This is a genomic window from Tenacibaculum tangerinum, assembly GCF_029853675.1.
GTDB lineage: Bacteria > Bacteroidota > Bacteroidia > Flavobacteriales > Flavobacteriaceae > Polaribacter > Polaribacter tangerinum_A.
Map to the genome: position 1 here is coordinate 744,066 of NZ_CP122539.1, position 22,236 is coordinate 766,301.

At 32.6% G+C, this 22,236-nt stretch carries 15 protein-coding genes and 2 pseudogenes; 6 read left to right on the plus strand and 11 right to left on the minus strand.

Annotation, left to right across the window (positions count from 1 at the left end):
* The first annotated feature begins 1 nt into the window (after position 1).
* The 4 genes from P8625_RS03180 (at position 2) to P8625_RS03195 (ending at position 4,227) form a co-directional block, all read left to right on the plus strand.
* Complete coding sequence (locus tag P8625_RS03180) at positions 2-790, plus strand: TerC family protein (RefSeq protein WP_279652054.1); 789 nt, start codon at positions 2-4, stop codon at positions 788-790.
* A gap of 158 nt (positions 791-948) precedes the next feature.
* Positions 949-1,209, plus strand: coding sequence for a hypothetical protein (locus P8625_RS03185; RefSeq protein ID WP_279652055.1), 261 nt, complete (start codon positions 949-951; stop codon positions 1,207-1,209).
* Between the two features lie 58 nt (positions 1,210-1,267).
* Positions 1,268-3,655: a TonB-dependent receptor gene (locus tag P8625_RS03190; protein WP_279652056.1), complete on the plus strand. Its 2,388-nt coding sequence runs from the start codon at positions 1,268-1,270 to the stop codon at positions 3,653-3,655.
* Between the two features lie 11 nt (positions 3,656-3,666).
* Positions 3,667-4,227, plus strand: coding sequence for a type 1 periplasmic binding fold superfamily protein (locus P8625_RS03195; protein ID WP_279652057.1), 561 nt, complete (start codon positions 3,667-3,669; stop codon positions 4,225-4,227).
* Between the two features lie 79 nt (positions 4,228-4,306).
* Here the strand turns inward: P8625_RS03195 and msrA are convergent, their stop codons facing one another.
* Entirely contained in the window at positions 4,307-4,963 is a 657-nt protein-coding gene (gene msrA / locus P8625_RS03200) for a peptide-methionine (S)-S-oxide reductase MsrA (protein WP_279652058.1), read from the minus strand.
* 145 nt (positions 4,964-5,108) lie between these two features.
* Here msrA and dnaX point away from each other — a divergent pair.
* Both dnaX and P8625_RS16330 read left to right on the plus strand, forming a co-directional pair.
* Positions 5,109-6,455 (plus strand): annotated as a pseudogene (gene dnaX, locus P8625_RS03205) (DNA polymerase III subunit gamma/tau); the annotation flags it as partial.
* Positions 6,456-6,598: 143 nt separating this feature from the next.
* Positions 6,599-6,805, plus strand: coding sequence for a hypothetical protein (locus P8625_RS16330; RefSeq protein ID WP_407704785.1), 207 nt, complete (start codon positions 6,599-6,601; stop codon positions 6,803-6,805).
* Here the strand turns inward: P8625_RS16330 and P8625_RS03210 are convergent.
* The 10 genes and pseudogenes from P8625_RS03210 to P8625_RS03255 all read right to left on the minus strand — a co-directional run bounded on the left by P8625_RS03210 (position 6,794) and on the right by P8625_RS03255 (position 21,967).
* Positions 6,794-8,617 (minus strand): cation:proton antiporter, encoded by a 1,824-nt coding sequence (locus P8625_RS03210; RefSeq protein WP_279652059.1) that lies wholly within the window; start codon positions 8,615-8,617, stop codon positions 6,794-6,796. The two genes, P8625_RS16330 and P8625_RS03210, sit on opposite strands and share 12 nt — an antisense overlap.
* 57 nt (positions 8,618-8,674) lie before the next feature.
* Positions 8,675-10,942, minus strand: a complete 2,268-nt coding sequence (pbpC, locus tag P8625_RS03215; protein WP_322790507.1) for a penicillin-binding protein 1C — start codon at positions 10,940-10,942, stop codon at positions 8,675-8,677.
* Between the two features lie 139 nt (positions 10,943-11,081).
* A pseudogene (locus P8625_RS03220) lies at positions 11,082-11,801 on the minus strand (VIT1/CCC1 transporter family protein).
* Positions 11,802-11,805: 4 nt separating this feature from the next.
* On the minus strand, positions 11,806-12,930 hold the full coding sequence (locus P8625_RS03225; RefSeq protein ID WP_279652061.1) for an efflux RND transporter periplasmic adaptor subunit: 1,125 nt from the start codon (positions 12,928-12,930) through the stop codon (positions 11,806-11,808).
* A 7-nt stretch (positions 12,931-12,937) separates the two neighbouring features.
* Positions 12,938-17,266, minus strand: coding sequence for a CusA/CzcA family heavy metal efflux RND transporter (locus P8625_RS03230; RefSeq protein ID WP_279652062.1), 4,329 nt, complete (start codon positions 17,264-17,266; stop codon positions 12,938-12,940).
* An 80-nt stretch (positions 17,267-17,346) separates the two neighbouring features.
* Positions 17,347-17,664 carry a hypothetical protein gene (locus tag P8625_RS03235; protein WP_279652063.1) on the minus strand — a complete coding sequence of 106 codons (318 nt, stop codon included), beginning with the start codon at positions 17,662-17,664 and terminating at the stop codon, positions 17,347-17,349.
* A 131-nt stretch (positions 17,665-17,795) separates the two neighbouring features.
* On the minus strand, positions 17,796-18,956 hold the full coding sequence (locus P8625_RS03240; RefSeq protein WP_279652064.1) for a phenylacetate--CoA ligase family protein: 1,161 nt from the start codon (positions 18,954-18,956) through the stop codon (positions 17,796-17,798).
* Between the two features lie 7 nt (positions 18,957-18,963).
* A complete protein-coding gene (locus tag P8625_RS03245; protein ID WP_279652065.1) occupies positions 18,964-19,884 on the minus strand; it encodes a glycosyltransferase family 2 protein in 921 nt (306 codons plus the stop codon).
* Positions 19,885-19,890: 6 nt separating this feature from the next.
* Positions 19,891-21,132, minus strand: a complete 1,242-nt coding sequence (locus P8625_RS03250; protein ID WP_279652066.1) for a hypothetical protein — start codon at positions 21,130-21,132, stop codon at positions 19,891-19,893.
* Between the two features lie 19 nt (positions 21,133-21,151).
* On the minus strand, positions 21,152-21,967 hold the full coding sequence (locus P8625_RS03255; protein WP_279652067.1) for a hypothetical protein: 816 nt from the start codon (positions 21,965-21,967) through the stop codon (positions 21,152-21,154).
* Positions 21,968-22,236: the final 269 nt, after the last annotated feature.

The window sequence follows — 22,236 nt, forward strand, 5'->3', positions numbered from 1 at the left end:
TATGGAGATTTTTTTACAAGCAGACACATGGGTAGCATTACTAACCTTAACATTTTTAGAAGTAGTTTTAGGTATTGATAATATTATATTTATCTCAATTGCTTCTAACAAACTACCTGAACATCAACAGAAAAAAGCGACCAGAATAGGGCTTCTACTGGCGATGGTTTTTAGAATTCTATTATTGTTAGGAGTTTCTTACTTAATTGGTATGAAAGACCCAATATGGAATATCGAGTTGTCGTGGATTTCAGCAGGTATTACTGGGCAAAGCTTAATTTTAATTGCTGGAGGTATCTTTTTATTATATAAAAGTACCAGTGAAATACATCATAAAGTTGAAGGAAGAGAAGAAGCAGCATCTTCAGACACTCCTAAGAAGAGTAGTACTATGTTAAATGTAATCACACAAATTGTACTTATTGATATTGTTTTTTCTTTTGACTCTGTACTAACTGCTGTGGGTATGACTAACGGTATTGAAGGTGCTTTAACAATTATGATCATTGCGGTAATTGTTTCTATTTTAATTATGTTAGCTTTTGCCACTCCTATTAGTAATTTTGTCAATAAACATCCAACAATTCAAATGTTGGCCTTATCGTTTTTAATTTTAATCGGTTTTATGTTGGTTACCGAAGGAGCACATTTATCGCACACTGTAATTTTCGGACAATCGGTTGGTGCCATTCCTAAAGGATATTTATATTTTGCCATCGCCTTTTCTTTAGGTGTTGAAATGCTAAACATGAAAATACGTGGTAGTGGTAATTCTGGTAAAAAAAGCTAAAGCATTGTTATTATACCAAGTAACTAGCAAAGGTTATAATAGAATGATACATGTGGTAATTTGTTAAAGTTTATTTCTATATTTGTCACTTAGGTGTAGTGTTAAAATTTAAAAAACATATAATTCTCTTTAGTGCTTTTGTATTACTCGCTCCGTCGATGGTACAATTGGCTCATGTTTTTGAAAAACATGAGCATACGATTTGTGTTTCTAAAAACGATCATCACTTTCATGAAAGTGATATAGACTGTGATCAACTACACTATCAATTTAAGTTTTTTTCTCAAAGATTAGCACAAGATTTTGAGGTAATTGTTCCCGCTTTTTTCAAGGCTACTTTTAGCTTAAAATCACAAATTGCATCAGTATACCATAACTCAAAGAAACTTTCAAGAGCCCCTCCAAATAGTTTTTATTAATATCAAATTAATTAAAAAACTAAAATTTTTAAATTTAATGAAATTAAAACGTAGTATTTTGATTTTCATATTATTACTATCTTTTAGCACAGTAGAAAGTCAAAATTGCGAATACACATTTTCTGGATTAGTAGAAGATTTCCATGATAAATCACCTATAATAGGAGCCACCGTTTTTATTAAAAATCAAAACAAATATGCGGTGACTAACTCTGAAGGAAAATTTTCAATTCCTAATGTGTGTTCGGGTAATAGTACCATTGAAGTTTCTCACGTAGCTTGTGAACCTCAAACTTTTGAGTTGAATGTTTCAAGTAATATCTTTAAGATAATAGACTTAGAGCACCACGAAGAAGAGCTAAAAGAAATTCACATAAAAGGGGCAACAGGTTTAAAAACCAAAACAGCTCAAGAAACGTTGTTAAAAACAAAAACGTTAGAGAAATTTAGCGGTGGTAGCTTAGGTGATGCTATAAAAAGCATATCGGGAGTATCTTCAATTAATACAGGTAATAACATTGTAAAGCCTGTTATTAATGGGCTAAATGGTAGTAGAGTTCTTATCTCTTTTAATAATGTAAGACTCCACGACCAAGAATGGGGTGTTGAACATGCTCCTAACATTGATGTGAATGCCGCACAATCTATATCGGTTATCAAAGGGGCAAATGCTTTGCAATACGGAGGTGATGCTATTGGTGGTGTTGTAATTATAAACCCAACCAAAAGTAGTATCGAAAAAGATACTTTATACGGTAAAAGTATTATTTCGCAACAAACCAATGGTCGTTTATTTTCTGTAATGACAAGTTTAAATAAAAGTTACCAAAGTGGTTGGTATGTAAACGGACAAGCTTCTTTTAAAAGAGCTGGTGACTTTGAAGCTGCTAATTACAACCTTACCAATACCGGAATTAACCAAAAGGCGTTTACCATTAATACTGGTTACCGAAAGTTTGAAAAAGGTTTTGAAGCTTTTTACAGTTATTTGTCAAATGAGATAGGAATTTTAAGTGCATCTCATTTTGGTAATGTTTCCGATTTAGTTACTGCTATCGAGAGTGACAAACCTTCGATAATTAGAGACTTTAGTTACGACATTAATAACCCTAAGCAAGATGTTACTCATCAACTACTCAAAACAAATTTCTATAAACGATTTAAAGGATTTGGTATGTTGTCTTTGCAATATGACTATCAAGTTAATCACAGATTAGAATTTGACAGACGTATTGGTGATAATGCTAATTTACAAGCAGTTGATTTAAAACTCAAAACACATAGTTTTAAAACTGATTTAAAATTAGACTCAAACTTAGATCGTATTTATAAAGTTGGTATTCATGGCTTTTATGAAAACAACTTCTCAGATCCTATTACCAAAGTTAGAAGATTAATACCTGATTATGATAGGTTTAACTTCGGGGTTTATAGCATTGCTAATTTCAAATTCGATACTTTTATGTTTTCTGGTGGACTCAGATATGATGTAGAGCATATCAATGCCAAAAAGTTTTATCAGCAATCTAGATGGTATAATTTGAATTATCAAGATGATTTTAGTGATATTATCATTGATCCCGATGTGTCTGGTTCTCAGTTATTAACAAATCCGAAATTTACCTATCATAACATTTCGGCATCTCTTGGCTTAACTTATAATGTAAATAGACAAAATACATTTACGGTTAATTATGGTTTAGCAAATAGAGCCCCAAACCCTTCTGAGTTGTTTAGCGATGGACTTCATCATTCTGCTGCTCGGATAGAGTTAGGTGATTTACGTATAAAGACTGAAACTTCTAACAGATTTTCTGCTTCCTATAAATTTAATAACGAAAAATTAAATCTAGGTGTAGAAACGTTTTACAATCATATTAAAGATTTTATTTACATAGAACCAAGCGGTCAAGAAACAACCAACAGAGGAGCTTTCCCCGTTTGGTCTTATAAACAAGTTAATGCACAACTATTTGGTATTGACACCGATATACAATACGAAATAAACAATAACTTTTCAGTAAGCAACAAAAGTTCACTTTTAAAAGGAAGAGACCTTTCTGGAAACAGACCTCTACTCGACATTCCTCCTTTTAAAACCACAACTTCGCTAGTTTTTAAGAAAGAAAACTGGAATCATTTTTTCGCTTCAATAGAAAGCGAATTTAATGCTAGGCAAAACGAGTATCCTAATAATAATTTCAATGTGTTTTTACCCACCTTGAATGAATCGGTACTCGTTGATATTAGCACTCCTCCACCAGCATATCATCTATTAAATTTTTCTTCTGGATTTGAATTCAAACTATCAAAAGTACACTTAAATGTAAATGTATTTGTTGATAATGTATTGAATGAGTCTTATAGAAACTATCTCAATAGATTGCGTTTTTTTGCTGATGATTTAGGAAGAAACTTTAAAATTCAATTAAAAATTAATTATTAAAAAATACTATTATGAAACATATTAAAACACTAAGCGTATTATTCATTTTATCATTAACCATACTAGCTGCTTGCTCAAATGATGATGACCCAGTACCTGTAAACGAAGAAGAGGTAATTACAACGGTTACCATCGAATTAACAAATGGTACTGAAAAAGTAATTTTACAAAGTAGAGACTTGGATGGTGATGGTCCTAATGCTCCCGAAATACAAGGTGGTACTTTAAAAGCCAATACAACTTACAGCGGAGTAATTACATTATTAAACGAAACAGAAACACCTGCCGAAAATATTACGGATGAGGTTGCAGCTGAAGCCGATGAGCATCAATTTTTTTACAGCGCAGCCGGAATAGCCAGTACGTTTACCTATACTGGTACTAATGATTCTAATGGTAATCCTGTGGGTATTAATTTTACAGTATCTACTGAAGGTGCAGGAACTGGAGTGTATACTGTAACTTTAAGACACGAACCTAATAAATCTGCTACTGGTGTAAAAGAAGGCAACATTACTAATGCTGGTGGAGAAACTGATGTAGAGATTAGTTTCCCTATAACGGTAGAATAATACATCGTATTTTTATAAAAACACCCCAGCAATCACTATTGCTGGGGTGTTTTATATAAACAAACTTTATGATAAAAATTTATTCTTCTTCCTTTTTAAGCAACTTGGGGAATTTACGTTTGAATTTATGTAATCGGGGAATTGAAACGCTTCGTACATACGGATTTTCAGGATGTAAACGTTCGTAATTTTGGTGATATTCTTCCGCAGGATAAAAAGTATCCATACGCATCACCTCGGTAACTATTCTTCCATCATAAACCTCCTTATTTAGTTTTATAATGGTATTTTCTATGATTTCTTTTTCCTCTTGATTCTCATAAAATGCAATTGAGCGATATTGAGAACCATAATCAGGATGCTGTCCGTTTTTAGTTGTTGGGTCGTGTGAACCAAAAAATACGGTTACCAAAGTTTGAAAACTTACTTTTTTAGGATTGTAATACACGGCTACCGATTCAGCATGTCCTGTGCTACCCGTACCTATGGTTTCATACGTAGGATTTTTGGTATGCCCTCCTGCATATCCTGATACTGCTTCCTCCACTCCATAAACGCTTTCAAAAATTGCTTCCACACACCAAAAACAACCGCTGGCAAAATAAGCCACTTTGGTTTCTGAGCTTGTTTGTACTGACTTTTCTTTTCGTTTCTCTTCTTTTTTTTGTGAAAAACTCAATAAGACAATCGCTAAAACAATAGCTGTAAACGCTGTTACTATCTTAAATATCTTCATATAAATTAATATTATGTGTCTGTTGATTGGTCGTACAAATTTTATAAATTTTACAATTGTTTACAACTTTACCATTTCCTTAAGAATTTTGTTTGCTCGTTGCCACTACGTTTTCTATTTTTGTTCGGGTAAATAGTAAACTTTAATGGAACATTTTATAGTATCGGCACGTAAATATCGTCCTCAAAACTTTGAGGATGTAGTAGGGCAACAAGCCATTACCAATACGTTAGAAAATGCGATACAAAACAACCATTTAGCACAAGCTTTATTATTTACAGGACCTCGTGGGGTGGGTAAAACCTCTTGTGCCCGTATTTTAGCAAAACGCATTAATCAAGAAGATGCAACTACCGAAGAGGAAGATTTTGCTTTTAATATTTTTGAACTAGATGCAGCCTCTAACAACTCGGTTGATGATATTCGTAATTTAACCGATCAGGTTCGTATTCCGCCTCAAACAGGAAAGTACAAAGTATATATTATTGACGAGGTTCACATGCTTTCACAAGCTGCTTTTAATGCTTTTTTAAAGACCTTAGAAGAACCTCCTGCCCATGCAATATTTATTTTAGCAACTACTGAAAAACATAAAATTATTCCAACAATACTTTCTCGTTGTCAAATTTTTGATTTCAAACGCATTGGGGTATTGGATGCCAAAGAGTATTTAAAAACGATCTGCGAAAGAGAAAACATTACCGCTGATGATGATGCCCTGCATATCATTGCGCAAAAAGCAGATGGTGCTATGCGTGATGCACTGTCTATTTTTGATAGAGTGGTTAGTTTCTCTGGAAATAATTTAACTCGTGAAGCGGTTACACAAAACCTTAATGTATTGGATTATGACGTGTATTTTAACATCACGAATTTACTACTTGAAAATAAAATACCCGAAGTGTTAATGGCTTTTAATGAGGTATTAGATAAAGGTTTTGAAGGGCATCACTTTATCAACGGATTGGCTTCGCATTTTAGAGATTTACTCGTAGCAAAAGATACAGCTACTGTAGCTTTGTTAGAGGTTGGTGATACTATTAAAAAAAGCTACTTAGAACAGGCTACTAAAGCGAGTATGTCTTTTTTACTAGCAGCAATAGACAAAGCCAACGATTGCGATTTGAAATATCGAGGAAGTAAAAACCAACGGTTATTGGTAGAACTTACGTTAATGCAAATTGCCTCTATCACTTTTGATGGAGCAAAAAAAAATCTAGCAACTACATAATTCCTGCTACTTTTTTTACATCCTTATCTCCTTTAGTTACAAAAACTGAAGCTAAATCTATTGCGACAACAGCACCTAAAAAAGTTATTCCCGTAGTACATACTAGCGAAGTCGCAACTCCGCCCACTAAGCCTGTTTTAAAGAATATTAAACGTCGTACTTCTGCCCTATCTTTCAAAAGTTTACATCAAAAAAAGGAAGTTAAAAATAATTTAGAAGTAGAAGAAAATTACGACAACCATCCAAGAACTCCTTTTACACAAGAGGAATTAAAAGATGCTTGGAAAAAATATTACTTTCAGTTACAAAATTTTGGCGAGCGTAGTATTGCAGCTATTTTAGCTTCTGACGAGCCTAGGCTGCAAGAAGATTTTACGATTTTGTTTTCGTTACCAAACAGTTTAATGAAAACGCAGCTAGAGAAAGGTAAACCTAAACTATTGAAGTTTTTACGAGAGAAATTAAACAACTACGGTATTCAACTCAACATTATTGTGAATGAAACGGTAGAAAAAAAGTTTGCCTATACCCCGCAAGAGAAATACGACAAACTGAAAGAAAAAAATCCGTTGATTGAAAAATTAAAAAATACGTTTGGGTTAGATGTTTAAGTTCTTTCCAATATATGTTAGTTTCCAGTCTTCTATTTTCTTTACATTCTTTTCAAACTCAGATATGAGTAACAGTTCGTTGTTTTTATTCTTAACAAAAATTGGAATTGCTTTTTGTTCTCTGTTAATTTCTTCTATCTTGTTTTTATAATCTTCGATAGAATGTATTTGTGTTTCGTGTACTTCTGGGTGGTCTCTCACTGCTTCTACCAAGTTGATATAATCGTCTTCTACAGTAAATAAATGTTCTTCATCGTCGTAATCTTTCGTGATAACTTCTTTAGAAGTCGCTAAACGATACGCTCCTTGTTCACCAAAAACCGATGAAAAGTTAGAAAGCACATATTTGTTAATTGAATCGTTACCTGTCATCGCTATTAAATATCCTACATCATTCAATTCTATATTATTGGTAAGCTCGTCATCATATATGTTGACTTCAAACGACTCTAAGCCTTCTTGCTTTGCTTTTTCTACGTTGCCAACATTAGAGTCTATCAACACCACTCTGCGTTTATTATCTTTTAAGTACTTCGCTATTAACCTTGACACATCAGAAGCTCCAACAATCATTATGGCATTAGAACGCTCTAAAAACACTCCTACTAGCTTAGCAAATAACCTTGCCGTGGTGGCATTTAATAAAACGGTACCCAACACCACCATAAAAACCAACGGTGTAATGTATTCTGCTCCTGCAACTCCTTGTTTTAGCAGCTTACTACCGAATAAAGAGGCAATACCTGCTGCTACTATACCCCTTGGCCCTACCCAACTAATAAATAACTTTTCATTTGTTTTTAAATTGGATTTATAAGCACTTAAGAATACTGCTATCGGACGAATTAAGAATACAATTATACTGAATAAAATCAGGGTTTTCCATTCATACAATAACATGAGTTCTTTATAATCTATGTTAGCTGATAGTAAAATAAATAGAATCGAGATTAACAGTACACTTAGTGATTCTTTGAAGTATAAAATTTCTTTTAAATTCTTTAATTTGCTATTCCCCAATACCATTCCCATAACCACAACAGCTAATAAACCCGATTCGTGTGCAAACAGTTCCGACTCTACAAATACTAATAACACGGTAGACAAGGAAACTACATTTAACAAATAATGCGGTATCCATTTTTTATTAATTGCAAAAATTAACGCGTGTGCAAAGGTGAATCCGAAGGTAGTTCCAAACAAAAGAATTTTCAAAAATTCTAACAGTGCTGTTTGTGTAAATCCTGCACCACCTCCAACACTAATAAACTCAAATACAAGTACTGCTACTAAAGCTCCTATAGGGTCTATGAGTATTCCTTCCCACTTTAAAACTGCCGAAACATCTTTTTTAAGTGGTATGTTTCTAAGAATGGGTGTTATTACAGTAGGGCCTGTTACAATAATTAATCCTGAAAATAAAAAGGAAAGCTCCCAACTCAAGCCAAATACGTAATGTGTTACGATGGCTCCTCCGAAAAACGTAACAGCAGCTCCTAAAGTAATTAGTTTTGTAATAACGGGACCTATATTTTTTATTTCTCCTCTGCGTAGTGTTAACCCTCCTTCAAAAAGAATAATACTAATAGATAATGACACGAAATTGTACAATCCGTCTCCTGGAAATAAGCCATTGGTACCATTCCATATAGGTTCTATCCATTTGCTTCCATCTTCATTAAAAAATTCTGCGGCTATGGGACCTACTAATAATCCTATTAATATTAAAGGTAATATCGCTGGAATTTTAAATCTCCAAGCTACCCATTGCGCCAAAATTCCAAGTATAATTATTCCTGCTAGTTCTAACATATATAATTTTTAAAGGACTAAAAATACAGTTTTTAATTAAACCCCTTTTATAATTCGTTAATTTTTTATTTCAATGATTCTCTTTAACTCATTGCCCATATTATCTATAACTGTAATTGTGTGCGTACCTTCTGTTGGAAGAATTGCCTGCTCGTGGTATTGTTCTGTGATTCCTATAAATTCGTTGTCTACATACCAATAAACTTTGGCTTCTAATTCAGCATGCGTTACCTTTATAATTATAGGATTTTGTTTATTATCTTCTCCTTTGGTTAGCGATATTTTCGATACATACTTTGCAGGAAAAATGAAATCCATTGTATTTTTTTCTAATCGATTACAATCTGACCTAAATCTTGGTAATGGTTTGTAATCTGCATTGTTTTGTTGATAATAGTATGCCATTAATGGTGGTAATACAAACCATGATTTTGTTAGCATATTGCTGGTGGATTCACAGTTGGCGTTTACTCTAAATTTTTCGGACTTGTCTACAGTAATTTGCTGATGGTATGGACAAGATCTTGCTTTTACAGCGCTTTTTTGAACTCTTTTGATAACTGACGGACAGATAGTTTTGGCTAAAAAACCACTTTTTTCACAAATCGTAGTTTCAACCAAATCTTCATAAGGTTCTAAAAACCAACTTGATTTTGGCAACACATTAAAAACATCAAACATCAGTGGTGCGGCACTTCCAACACCCGTAAGTCCGGGGCGTCCTTCTCCGTCTGAATTCCCGATCCACACCCCTACTACATATTTTGGTGTTGCGCCTATTGCCCAAGCATCTTTATTACCAAAACTGGTTCCTGTTTTCCAAGCTATTTTTTGAGAAGAGTCATAATATTTCCAAGCTTGGTCGGTATACGGTCTGTTTACTTCTGTAAGTGTATTGAGGGTTAAAAATGCCGAACCGGCATCTACTGTAGCATAGTTTTCTTGAGTTTCTCCAAAGCTTGCTTTTTTATCAAATAAAAAGCTAGGCTCTGCAAATTCTTTTTGATAGTATTTATGTTTCAAATCTTCATAGTGATTTACAATTCCTGCATAGCCTGCAAAGGTTTTGCACAAATCCCATAAACTTGCTTCAGCACCCCCCAAGATTAATGAAAGTCCATAATAATCTGCCGATTTGTTGATATCATTGATGTGATATGCTTTTAAATCTTCTCTAAATTTTTCCAATCCGTAACGTTGTAACATACGTACCGATGGTATATTTAGCGAACGTGTTAATGCTTCGTTTGCTGGTACTGCACCATCAAATGTTAAATCGAAATTTTTAGGAGAGTAGCCCGCTATTTCTGTGGGCACATCTGCTACTAATTGGGTGGGCAAAATATCGCCCGAAAGTAACATTTGTGCATATAAAAACGGTTTTAAAGTGCTTCCTGTACTTCTGGGGGAAATGATGTTATTTACATCTTTTTGATGTGCTTTATCGGTTGGGGAATTTCCCACATAACACAAGACTTTTCTTGAGTTAACATCTAAAACTAAAACCGCCATGTTGTATACTTCATTTTGTTTTTGACGGTTGTAATGTTGCTTTGCTAAGTTATTCACTTGTTTTTGCAGATGAATATCTATAGAACTTTTTATACGTTGTCCGCTATATCGCTGCGTTACTTCTTGCACAAAGTGTGGTGCAATAGTAGGTAGTGGATACGGTTTTTGAGGGAGTTCTTCTTCAATCGCTAGTTCATAGGTAATTTGATCGATGATTTGTTCTTCGTGTAACTTCGCTAACAACTTATTTCTTTTAATTTTTAATTTTTGTTGATTTTTCCCTGGATATATCAAAGACGGAGCATTGGGTAATACTGCCAAGGTAGCACTCTCTGCCCATGATAATTGATGTGGTTGCAACCCGAAATAACGCCACGATGCCATTTCTAAACCCACAACATTCCCACCGTAAGGTGCATGCGAAGCATAGAGTTTTAAAATTTCTTTTTTAGAGTGTCTAAATTCTAATCTAGTAGCTAAAATAAGCTCCTGTAGCTTTTCACCATACGAACGCTTTTTATTTTTTCTAGACAATCGGATTACTTGTTGGGTTAGGGTGCTTCCTCCACGTACAACTCGTTTTGCTTTGATATTTTCTACCATTGCTTTTCCTATAGAAATAGGATTGAATCCGAAGTGTTTATAAAAATATGCATCTTCAAATTGCAGAATACAGTGTTCAAACTTTTTGGGAACGGAATCTAACTCGGGAAACCGCCACTGACCGTCACCAGCTATTACAGCCCCTAACAGTTCATTATTTTTTGCTGTAACAACTGTGGATGTTGGGTTTGTAAATAAGTTTTTAGGCAAACAAAAATAGTATAGAACTATTCCTACAAAAGTTAAAATTAGTGCTATTTTCTTTCTCTTAGTCTGAAACATCTTCTCTTAAATAAAAAAGCAAAGAACTACATTTTTACTGCTTCTTTGCTCTTTAAATATATAAAAATTAGTCTACATTAAAGTTAAATAAATACCCAACTAATGCTGTTAATCCCATAGCAACTGTCCCCCAAAAGGTGATGCGCAGTACTGCTTTTAAGATACTAGAACCTCCTGCTTTTGCTGCGATGGCACCCAATAGTATTAAAAAAGCAATTGAGAATATATATTGATAGTAAATCATGTTTTTTAAAGGTAGAAAAATCGCCACTAATAAGGGTAAAATTGCCCCTAGTATAAACGCTGCTCCAGAGGCTAACGAAGCTTGTATAGGATTTGCTTGTGTGGTACTGTTAATCCCTAATTCGTCTCGTGCATGTGCTTCTAAGGCATTGTGTGCAGTGAGTTGTTTCGCTACTTCTAACGCAGTTTCTTTATCAAGCCCTCTATTTTCATAAATTTCTGCTAACTCAAGTAATTCCATTTTCGGACTATCTTTCAAGGCTTCTCTCTCTCTTTTTAAATCAGCCTTTTCAATATCTGCTTATGAGCTCACCGAAATGTATTCTCCTGCTGCCATAGATAAAGCTCCTGCAATTAGTCCCGCTAAAGCGGCAAGCACCACAGGCTCTTTGGTATCACTTGCAGCGGCAACTCCGATTACGATACTCGAGGTAGACAAGATTCCGTCATTAGCTCCTAAAACAGCAGCTCTCAGCCAATTACTTCTATTGATGTAATGGTTTTCTATATGTTCTTCTAAATTACTCGTGGATTCTTTTTCCATTTTTTTATTCAATTAATAAGTTGAATACACCTTTTTCTAAAAACTTACTCTCTGTTTTGAGTGTTGTATCTTTTAGTTCAGCAAAACCTTCAAAAGTGCTTCCTAAAGTTACTTTTTCTTTTTGAAACCAATAACCTTCGTTTACGCTTTTGTCTAATATTAATGCAAAACTTTCTCCTTCAACTTCTGCGATTGCTGTTTCTGGTAAAGCATAAATATTTTTATTATCAACTTTTATTACTGCTTCAATAAACATACCTGCTAAAAAAAAGTCTTTCTGCTCTTCTTCAATATGTGCATGTACATCTACCGTTCGGTTATCATTGATACTTTTTCCTATTAAATGTACTTTTGCTTTATATTTTTGAAGTGATTGTTCTGGAACAATAAAACTTATTTCTTGTCCTATTTTTAATTTTAAAGCATCTTTTTCAAAAACCGAGAGCTCTAAGTGTAAATGATTATTGTCTACAATCTCTAAAATTTCATCAGCAGATGAAATATAAGATCCTGTAACAGCTTTTATCTTTGTAACGCTTCCTGAAATTGGTGCATAAACACCTGTAAAAGAAGCTATTGAATCATCATCCAATTCACCTACACGTATATTTATCATTTGTAATTGTTTTTGCAAACTCACAAGTTTTGTTTGTGCTACTTCAAAATCTCTTTTTGCTTTTAAATAATTTCTTTCTGAAGTTATATTTTCGTCAAATAATAACTTTTGTCTTTTAAATTCTGATTTTAAATAATTTATTTCTTTCTTAGTTTCTAGATACTCTTGCTGCATTGCTACAAATTTCTGGCTCTCTAAAGTTACTAAACGTTGTCCTTTATGTACTTTATCTCCAACTAACATTGGAATACTTTTTACAAACCCGCCCATTTTTGCTGTTAAAACTACCTTATTTTTAGGTGGTACGTCTATTTTTCCTGTAACTTTAATTGTTGTAGGGAACTGTTTTTCTTTAACAGAGACTAATTTCATATTATTCTTTTCCCATTGTTCTTTACTTATAAAAAATTTACCTTCTTCTACAGGGCTTGTATTTTTACTAGTAGTTTCGTTTTCTTTTGATTTACATCCCATTATCATTACAAACAGGATACTATATAAAATATATTTCATTTTCTTCTTAATAAGTTAAATAGTTAATATCTATTACAATATTGTTATATGCTTCTATATTTTTAACATAAGCTAGTTTTATTTGATAAGCATTTTCGATACTTTGTATATACTGAAAAAAGTCTATTTCACCATGTTTAAAACTTGTATTAGCGGTTTTCAAAATTTCATTTGCTAAAGGCAATCCTTCGTCTATATAATATGCAAGTGCTGTTTTACTTTCTTCTAATTTATTTTGAAGGTTTTTATAATACACTTGTAATTGCTTTTTATAATTTGAAGTTTCACTCTCTGCTATGTCTTTAGCTATTTTTGATTGTTTTATTTTAGAGGTCGCTCCTCCAAACAGCAAAGGAATTTTAACTCCTATTTGATATCCATAAAAGTTTTTATCAACTTGTTTATTACTTCCTCCAAATACTTCTAAAGAAAAACCTGGTAACAACTGTTGTTTTTGTTGCGATAATTGTCTTTTAGCCAATTGTTCTTTTTCAAAATACTCTTGAATTTCAGTTATTTCATTTAAATTAATGTGTTGTATTTCTAGAGGTTGAATCGTCTTTTCTTCCAAAATATCTAAGCTATCTTTACTTTGCACTAAAGCCTGTATTTTTTGATAAGCAATACGTGCTGCAACCTTCTTTTTTCTATAATCATTTTTAATTTGTTTATGTTTTGCTTGTGCCGTTATTTTTTCTAAATAATTAGTTTCTCCCAAATCAAAACGTCTTTTAGCAGCATATGAAAACTTATTATACAAACTATCTAAGCTTTTGTAAATACTTTCTTGGACTTTTACATATTGATAAGTATAATAACCATTTACTACTGATTTAATCAACCTCTTTTTAGTTGTTTGAAATTGATTTTTTTGTAAGTTATATACTGACTTTTGAACTTTTTTACTAGCACTATACACTGTTGGGAAATCAAAGTTTTGTTGAATTCCAAAAATATCTAATGGTTGATTAGCAACCGTATTGTTCTCATCTCTATTATAATATACTTCAGTCTTATCAAAACTATAAGCTGAAGCAATAGCAGCTTGGGCTTTTTTTACTTTTAATTCTTGTGCCTGTAACCCTTTATTATTTACAATAGCCAAATCAATTAAACTTCGTAAGTTTTCTTGGGCTTGTTGTGCTTGTATGGTGGTATACAATCCTCCAAGAAGAAAAACTACAAATAAACTTGCTGTTTTTTTATTGATTTTTATTTTTTTTGGTTTGTGAAAGATTGAATACAGAACAGGTAATACAACCAATGTTAACAATGTAGAAGTTACTAAACCACCTATAACCACCGTTGCTAAAGGACGTTGAACTTCTGCTCCTGCATTTGTTGAAATCGCCATTGGTAAAAAACCTAATGCTGCAGCTGTGGCTGTTAGTAACACAGCTCTTAAACGGTTGGTCGCTCCGTGTTTTACTAATGCTTCAACACTTGTAAATTCTTTATGTTTTAATTCTTTAAAATGTTCTATTAATACAATTCCATTAAGCACTGCAATACCAAACAGAGCTATAAAACCAACACCTGCTGATATGCTAAAAGGTAAATCACGAAACCATAGTAATAAAACACCTCCAATAGCTGCAAAAGGTATTGCTGAATAAATTATTAGAGCTTCTTTTACCGACTTAAAGGCAAAGTATAGCATTATAAAAATTAATATCAAAGCTATAGGAACAGCTATCATTAAACGTTTTGAAGCACTTTGTAAATTCTCAAACTGCCCACCATATGTAATTGAATATCCTGTAGGTAGTTTTATATTTTCTCCTATCAACCGTTGTACATCATCTACTACCGATTGCAAATCTCTATTTCTTACATTAATTCCTACAACTAATCTACGTTTGGTGTCATCTCTTGAAATTTTTGCGGCGCCTTTTTGGTAAGATATTGTCGCTAATTCTTCTAATGGAATTTTTCCTCCATTAGGTAAGTCTATATACAGTTCCTTTAAATCACTGATATCTGTGCGTTTTGATTCATCTAACCGCACCACCAAGTCAAAACGTTTTTCTCCTTCAAAAACATTTCCAACTGTTCTTCCTGCAAACCCCATAGATACTATTTCATTGACTTCATTAATATTAAGTTGATACCTTGCTATCTTTGCTCTATTATAGGCTACATTCATTTGAGGTAATCCCTCAATTTTCTCTACAACAATATCAGAAGCTCCTGCTACATTTTCTACCAGCCTTTTTATTTCATTTCCTTTACGTGCTAAAACAGATAAATCCTCTCCAAAAATTTTAATAGCAATATCGGCTCTTACTCCTGTGATTAATTCGTTAAAGCGCATCTCAATAGGCTGTGTAAACTCTACTTCCATGCCTGGTATGATGGATAATGCTTCTTTAAATTTGTCAGCTAGCTCATCCTTGCTTTTTGCAGAAGTCCATTCACTTTTTGGGTTTAATGTGATAATTACATCACTTTCTTCCATACTCATTGGATCAGTTGGTACTTCTGCTGCTCCTATACGTGAAACAACTTGTTTTACTTCAGGAAAATTCTCTTTTAAAATTTTTTCAATTTTAGTCGTTGTTTCTATAGTATTACTTAGTGTAGTTCCTGTTTTTAAAACGGGTTGAATTACAAAGTCCCCTTCATCTAAAGTAGGAACGAACTCCCCTCCCATTCTTGAATAGATAAATACTGAAAGTAATAACATAAAAGACGCAATTCCAAATACTGCATTTTTGTGTTTTAAAGCCCAATCAATTATAGGAATGTATCTTTGATTCAATTTATTAATTAATCGTACCGAGATATTTTTATCAGTAATATTTGATGGTTTTAAAAATAATGAAGACATTACAGGAACGTATGTTAGACATAATAAAATTGCTCCTATTAATGCAAAACTAAAGACTAGTGCCATTGGTTTAAACATTTTTCCTTCAACACCGCTTAGTGATAAAATTGGAATAAAAACAATTAGGATTATTAATTGACCAAATACGGCAGAATTCATCATTTTTGAAGCTCCTTCATTACTAACGTTATCTTTAATTTTTTGTTTTTCTTTTTTGTTTAATGTAATGAAAGTATCTTTTTGTTGTGTAATTTTAAAAGTAATATATTCAACAATAATTACAGCTCCATCTATAATAATTCCAAAATCTATTGCTCCTAAACTCATTAAATTAGCATCAATACCAAAAATGTACATTAATGATAATGTAAATAAGAGTGATAGAGGAATTACTGAAGCGACTACCAAACCTGAACGGATGTTTCCTAATAATAACACGACCACTAAAATCACAATTAAACAACCTAGTAATAAGTTTTCTGTAATTGTAAAGGTTGTCTTACCTATAAGTTCACTTCGTTCTAAAAATGGATTAATAAACACGCCTTCAGGCAGCGTTTTTTCAATAATAGCTACACGTTCTTTTACAGCTTCTATAACATCTTTTGAGCTTGCATTTTTAAGCATCATTACCTGTCCTAAAACCTTTTCTCCTTCTCCGTTTGCTGTAATAGCCCCAAAACGTGTAGCACTTCCATAACCAACATCTGCTATATCTTTTACATATACAGGAATTCCTGTTTTATTGGTCACAACAATGTCTTTTATATCATTAAGCGTTTTAACTAAACCTTCACCTCTAATAAAATATGACTGGTTTACTTTTTCAATATAACCACCTCCGGTTACACTATTATTATTTTCTAACGCTGTGAATACTTCTTTTGCTGAAATATTCATCGCATTTAACTTTTGAGTGTTAATAGCTACTTCGTACTGCTTTAAATGCCCTCCCCAAGTATTTACTTCAACAACACCAGAAATACCTGATAATTGCCTTTTTACAATCCAATCTTGGATGGTACGTAAATCTGTAGATGTATAACGATCTTTAAATTGTGGTTTTACATCTAAAATATATTGATAAATTTCTCCAAGTCCGGTAGTAATAGGCCCCATTTCTGGTGAACCAAAACCTTCTGGAATTTTTTCTGAAGCTGCTTTTATTTTTTCGGCTATTAACTGCCTTGGTAAATAAGTTCCCATAGATTCTTCAAAAACTATGGTTACTACCGATAATCCAAACTTTGAGATTGATCTAATTTCTTTTACCCCTGGTAAGTTTGCCATTTCTAACTCTACAGGATAGGTTATAAACTGTTCTATATCTTGAGTAGAAAGATTTCTTGATGTTGTAATTACTTGTACTTGATTATTAGTTACATCAGGTACTGCCCCTATTGAGATTTGTGATAAAGAATAAATTCCAAAGCCTATTAAAAATACGGTAAATAATAGAACTATAAATTTATTCTTTATGGTGAATTGTATGATTTTCGATAACATAATTCATCATTTAAATAATTAAGTTTTACCAATGCTTCTATTTTAGAAGCTGGTACTTTAAGCCAATAAATGTGGGTGGATTATATATATCTAGGTGGTTGGAATATTCCTAGTGAATCTGGTGAATTATAAAAATTGTGATGGTGAAAAAAATCCTTTTTTTCAACAAATGTTATTGACGAAGATATGAATACAGCAAAATTATTAAATGTTATTTTATGAAAATCTACCACATGAAAATCAAACTGAAAAGGAAGTTTTTCGTGCTCTTTTCTTTCTTCTTGATGCTTTTTGGCGTGTTCTGCTTTTAATTTTCCATAATGTTTAGATAAAAACGTAATAAAGCCATCACTATACGCTTTTTTATGATACTGCGCATGCTCTATTAACTCATTCATATTTAAAACATCATTATATGTAATATTTAAACTTTGAAAAAGTATTACTATAGATAATATGATTGCTGAAAATTTCACCAAAACAAATATATTAATTTTAAATAATTTTTATGTAACAAAAGATACATAGCTTATCTCCTAAAATCTGCAATAGATGGAGTTTTAGAAGTTGTAGGATTGAGATATAAACTAGCCTCTTTTACTTGCTGCACTTTTATAACAGTTGTTTTAGGATTGATTTCAAAAATACTTCCTAGTTTATCTTTTATCAGAGATACATCTACTAAATTGGTAGAATTACTTACTATCAAAAATTTGATTTCAATATGTTTTGGTTTGGTGTTTGAGATTTGAATTTGAAACCTGTCTGCAATTTCATATAACCAATCAAAGTCGTTTAAAAAATAGGAATTCGATTCTATTGAAAAAGATTTGGGTTCTCTGGTTTTTAAGTGTACAATCGTTTTATTATCCTTTTTTGAAACACTCCCTATATCTCCCATGACATATCTAAATACAGGAAAGCGTTTTCTTAATAGGTTTGTGACTACTAAAAGTCCGTTTCCTTCTTTATCTGGATTTTCTACCTCAACAATTACATCGTTAAGAGTTTCAAAAGAAGTACGTCCGTTTTCATAACTAGCCCATGCCCAAATTCCTGTTTCGGCAGAACCATACATGGTATATATGTGTGTTGAGTTAAAAGCTTTTTTTAGTAGGCTTTCTTGTGATTTCAATAAAAATTCACCTGCATACATAATTTTTGGAATCGATACTTCTAACTTGTTATCTAAAATATAATGTGCTACTAAGGTTAGTTTTGATGGTGTTCCTATAATCATAGTGGCTGCAAATTGCTTGGCTGTATTGTACACTAAGTCTAGCTCAGAAACTGCTCCTAAAGAAATTGTTGTTGCATTGCACCGTTCTAAAATATCATCCATTATGGCGGCAGTGCGATACATACCGTTGTAACTAAATAAATTGAGCACTCTTGACTGCGAAGTAAATATATCGTTAGCGACTAACTCTTTTGATAGCAATTCACGTTGGTATAAATTTTCTTCAATATCAACTGGAAAAATTAAGGGTTTTGCCATTGAACCTCCTGAACGTACCAAATAAACGCCTTTGTTTTCAGATGCAACATTAAATTGGTTTGCTAATATCGTACGCAGCATATGTTTTTCAATGGGAAGCGCATTTGTGTAATGAGTAACCTCTTTGTAATGGTCTTTGAAAAGAGTTGACTTTTTTACGATATCAAAATGTTTTTTTAGCCTAACGTCCATATTTTTTTTAGAATTTATGTAGAAAGAAATAATATCCTTGCTTTAGAAATACCCTTATATAATGTACCATAAATTTTAGTTTTTGTCCTACTGAGTTCAAGTTACACATCGCATGTTCTATCCATCTACTTCCTACCACGCCCATTAAGCGTTTATCGTAATAATCATTACTGTTTTTAAATCTACTTAACACAGGTGGAAAATCAATTTCATTCCACTTCTCATATTTTTTTCTTGAGGCACTTCCTGCTACTTCTCTTACTTTTAAGTATTCGCCCATAAGCAAGCCTATTTTTGGAGTGCCTTGTTGTACCATTTTCTTTACTATCCTGTACCAATAATCTATACCTTCATAAAAAATACGTTGTTCTATATATTTCTCAGACAATCCATTTTCTCTTTTAAAAATTACATTGCTTCCAACTCCCATATAAAAGTTATGCGAGGTAACGGTTTTTAGTGGTTGTTTTATGTAATAGGCTTCATTCGTTAGTGCGAATAACTCTTTGGCTATTTTTTTAACATCTGGATATATTACATTACTTGGGAACAATTGAATTCCTACTACCAGAAAGTCAATGCTATGCTGTTGCATTAACAAGCTTGCCGTTTTTAACAAATCTTTTTCATAAATATCATCTGCATCTAAAAAGCTCACCAAATCACCTGTAGCTTTTGAAAAACCAATGTTTCTGGCATAACCTACACCGTAGTTGGCTGTTAACTCTATTATTTCTATTCTAGTTTTCTCAAATTGCTTCTGATTACGTTGTATATAATCTTTTACCACTCTTAAGCTATCATCGGTACTGTTATCATCTACAATGATTAATTCAAATGGCTTTTTTGATTGTAGGGCTAGTGATGCTAATGTTTCTTCAACATATAAAGCTTTATTATATAAAGGTATTACTACTGAAAATGTCATCGCTTATCATTTTAGTAAACTAGGTAACATATAAGCTCCACTGTGTACATTGATAATGCTTTTTTCTGAACCTCTGTATATACCCAAACCAAGTAATGTATCATTATAATTCAATAACATTCCTACGACATTGATTACTTCTTCTTCTAATTGAATTTCTTTTTGTGCTATGTATTCTTGTACCATGTAATTTTTCCAATCATTTTCTAGTAGGCTATTCCATGTTGTCGGAGCACATTCGTTTTTTACATACATGTCTATCCCTCTACCTCCACTTGTTCTCTTTAATATCCAGTTTTTTTTAGTGTTTTTAAGACTGTTTCGTATTTCTTTTGAATGCAAGGTGTAAGAAGGAATTAAGTATTTCCTTAGAAAAGAATACTCTTCTGCACTCATATAACTCAACATCAGTTCTTCATTATATAATACTGATAATACTTGTTTGTCGTGAACTAATATGATAGACCTTATATCGTTTATACATGTTTTGCATTGGGTTATTTTTTTTAAGAGTTCTAAAGGAATATTTTTTAGCTCTTCACGATCCATTTCTATGACAAACTGTTTTGCAGGATGCTCTCCAACTACTACTTCGTTGTCTTTTAGTTCTAATTCTTCTGGAAAACTATTTTGTATGATATATCCTAGTTTTTCTAACTCTTTAAAAAGTAAATATGCTTCTGTTCCTTTTTCTTTATGATGCAAATAAAAAATGGGGTGCTCTTTGTTAAACTCTTTAGCAAGAGTTGGTATGAATTCTAACAATGCTTTAAATGGTTGCTTATTTGCTTCGGCTAATACCTGAGTTTTTTCCATTACTTTATTTAAGTAATAACTTAGCATCCATCCATTTATAGGATATCTACAACCTACTTCGCATATTTTGGTTTGTCCTTCGGTATCTAAAATTATATCTGGTCGATACATACCAATTTTATAAGGTAGCGACGCTACTTCTTTTAATATGGCTTCTAGTTGAGTATCTAAGTTGTAAATTTCTCTAATACGGGCATCTTTGAAATAATTTGCTACAATTTGCTGGAGTGCATAATTCAGTAGCTTATTCAGTTTTTTTAACTCCTTAAATTGTGCTTTGGAAACTACCACAGCACTACTTTTAAAGGCTTCAAAATTATGATTTAATTCAGATAAAGATTGCTTTAAAAACTGCTTATACTCTGTTGAATCTATTCCTGTTTCTACTACTTCATATTCAGACGCCTGCTTATTTAGTACTTTTTCTAACATCAAGAATCTCCTTTTATCATTATATGGCGTATACTTCCGAAACCTGAGTATACAAAGCATTCATTACATCTGCCTTTAGGTTTAGGTAATCTTCTACAATTTCTTTTAAATCGTATTCTTCAATCGTAATATCGAATGCTTTAGAGTATGAATGAATAGCATCTACTGCATGAAAAAAGTGGTTTTTCTCTGTTGGTCCGCAATGCACCGTAATCCACGCTAATGATTTCTCTATTTCACTCTTTGAAAAACGTCCGTCTTCTTCTAGCATCTTTTCAAACAACGGAATAATAAATTCTACCTCTCCATGAGTATATATTTCGTGTACTAAGGTAGTTAGCAGTCCTACCATGATATCTTTCTCTCTTAGGGAGTTTTTATCTTTCCATGCCTTGAAAGCAATCGCTTCTTTACTCAAATAAGTATTAGACAACCAAGAGTCATCACCTGCTATACTGGTAGCCATATTATAAAATAAAGTCGAATGCAATACCCTACCTACTACTGCCAAATCTTCATCTACTATCCTATTTAAACTTGCAACCGATCTAAATAAATCGTACTCACTTTTTACTTCTTTATTTTTATGAACAATCATTGTCATTCGATTGCTTAACCCGGCAACTGTCATCGCACTATTATTGGTTTGACTCCAACTTTTAAAAAAAGTGTTTAAGACTTCTTTAGGCTGTTTTTGTGAAGTAAATGTTTTAAAAGACTCTTCTATTATTTTAAACTTTTCTTCCTGAGTAGGAAAATGCGCCAACAATTGTTTTTTCAAATGAGAGTCTTTCATTTGACTTAAAACTGGTAAAATAATTGAAAGTAAGTTCATATTGTAGTTTGTTATAATTGATAATACATACAAATTACATTTAATGATTTACTCATCGACTGTAAAAATTCTTAAGCGTTGAAAATTGAAGTATGAAAGCAACAAAAACCATCTACTAAATATATCTCTTTTATTACTTCTGCACTTCTGCCTTACAACCCGTCTGTTTTTTTATCTATCGTATCACTTTAACCCATTCTCTTTTCTTAGGTGCAGGTAACACCCAAAACTTAATCGGGACGACACTCCAAGCCTAATCGGGTTAACGA

What these genes read in the sequence shown, in the direction of transcription:
- P8625_RS03245 (WP_279652065.1), bottom strand. Translation starts at nt 19,884, where the DNA reads ATGACATTTTCAGTAGTAATACCTTTATATAATAAAGCTTTATATGTT.
- msrA (WP_279652058.1), bottom strand. Translation starts at nt 4,963, where the DNA reads ATGAAGATATTTAAGATAGTAACAGCGTTTACAGCTATTGTTTTAGCG.
- P8625_RS03195 (WP_279652057.1), top strand. Translation starts at nt 3,667, where the DNA reads ATGAAACATATTAAAACACTAAGCGTATTATTCATTTTATCATTAACC.
- P8625_RS03210 (WP_279652059.1), bottom strand. Translation starts at nt 8,617, where the DNA reads ATGTTAGAACTAGCAGGAATAATTATACTTGGAATTTTGGCGCAATGG.
- P8625_RS03235 (WP_279652063.1), bottom strand. Translation starts at nt 17,664, where the DNA reads ATGAATGAGTTAATAGAGCATGCGCAGTATCATAAAAAAGCGTATAGT.
- P8625_RS03240 (WP_279652064.1), bottom strand. Translation starts at nt 18,956, where the DNA reads ATGGACGTTAGGCTAAAAAAACATTTTGATATCGTAAAAAAGTCAACT.
- P8625_RS03225 (WP_279652061.1), bottom strand. Translation starts at nt 12,930, where the DNA reads ATGAAATATATTTTATATAGTATCCTGTTTGTAATGATAATGGGATGT.
- P8625_RS03180 (WP_279652054.1), top strand. Translation starts at nt 2, where the DNA reads ATGGAGATTTTTTTACAAGCAGACACATGGGTAGCATTACTAACCTTA.
- P8625_RS03255 (WP_279652067.1), bottom strand. Translation starts at nt 21,967, where the DNA reads ATGAACTTACTTTCAATTATTTTACCAGTTTTAAGTCAAATGAAAGAC.
- P8625_RS16330 (WP_407704785.1), top strand. Translation starts at nt 6,599, where the DNA reads ATGAAAACGCAGCTAGAGAAAGGTAAACCTAAACTATTGAAGTTTTTA.
- P8625_RS03230 (WP_279652062.1), bottom strand. Translation starts at nt 17,266, where the DNA reads ATGTTATCGAAAATCATACAATTCACCATAAAGAATAAATTTATAGTT.
- P8625_RS03250 (WP_279652066.1), bottom strand. Translation starts at nt 21,132, where the DNA reads ATGTTAGAAAAAGTACTAAATAAGCAGGCGTCTGAATATGAAGTAGTA.
- P8625_RS03185 (WP_279652055.1), top strand. Translation starts at nt 949, where the DNA reads ATGGTACAATTGGCTCATGTTTTTGAAAAACATGAGCATACGATTTGT.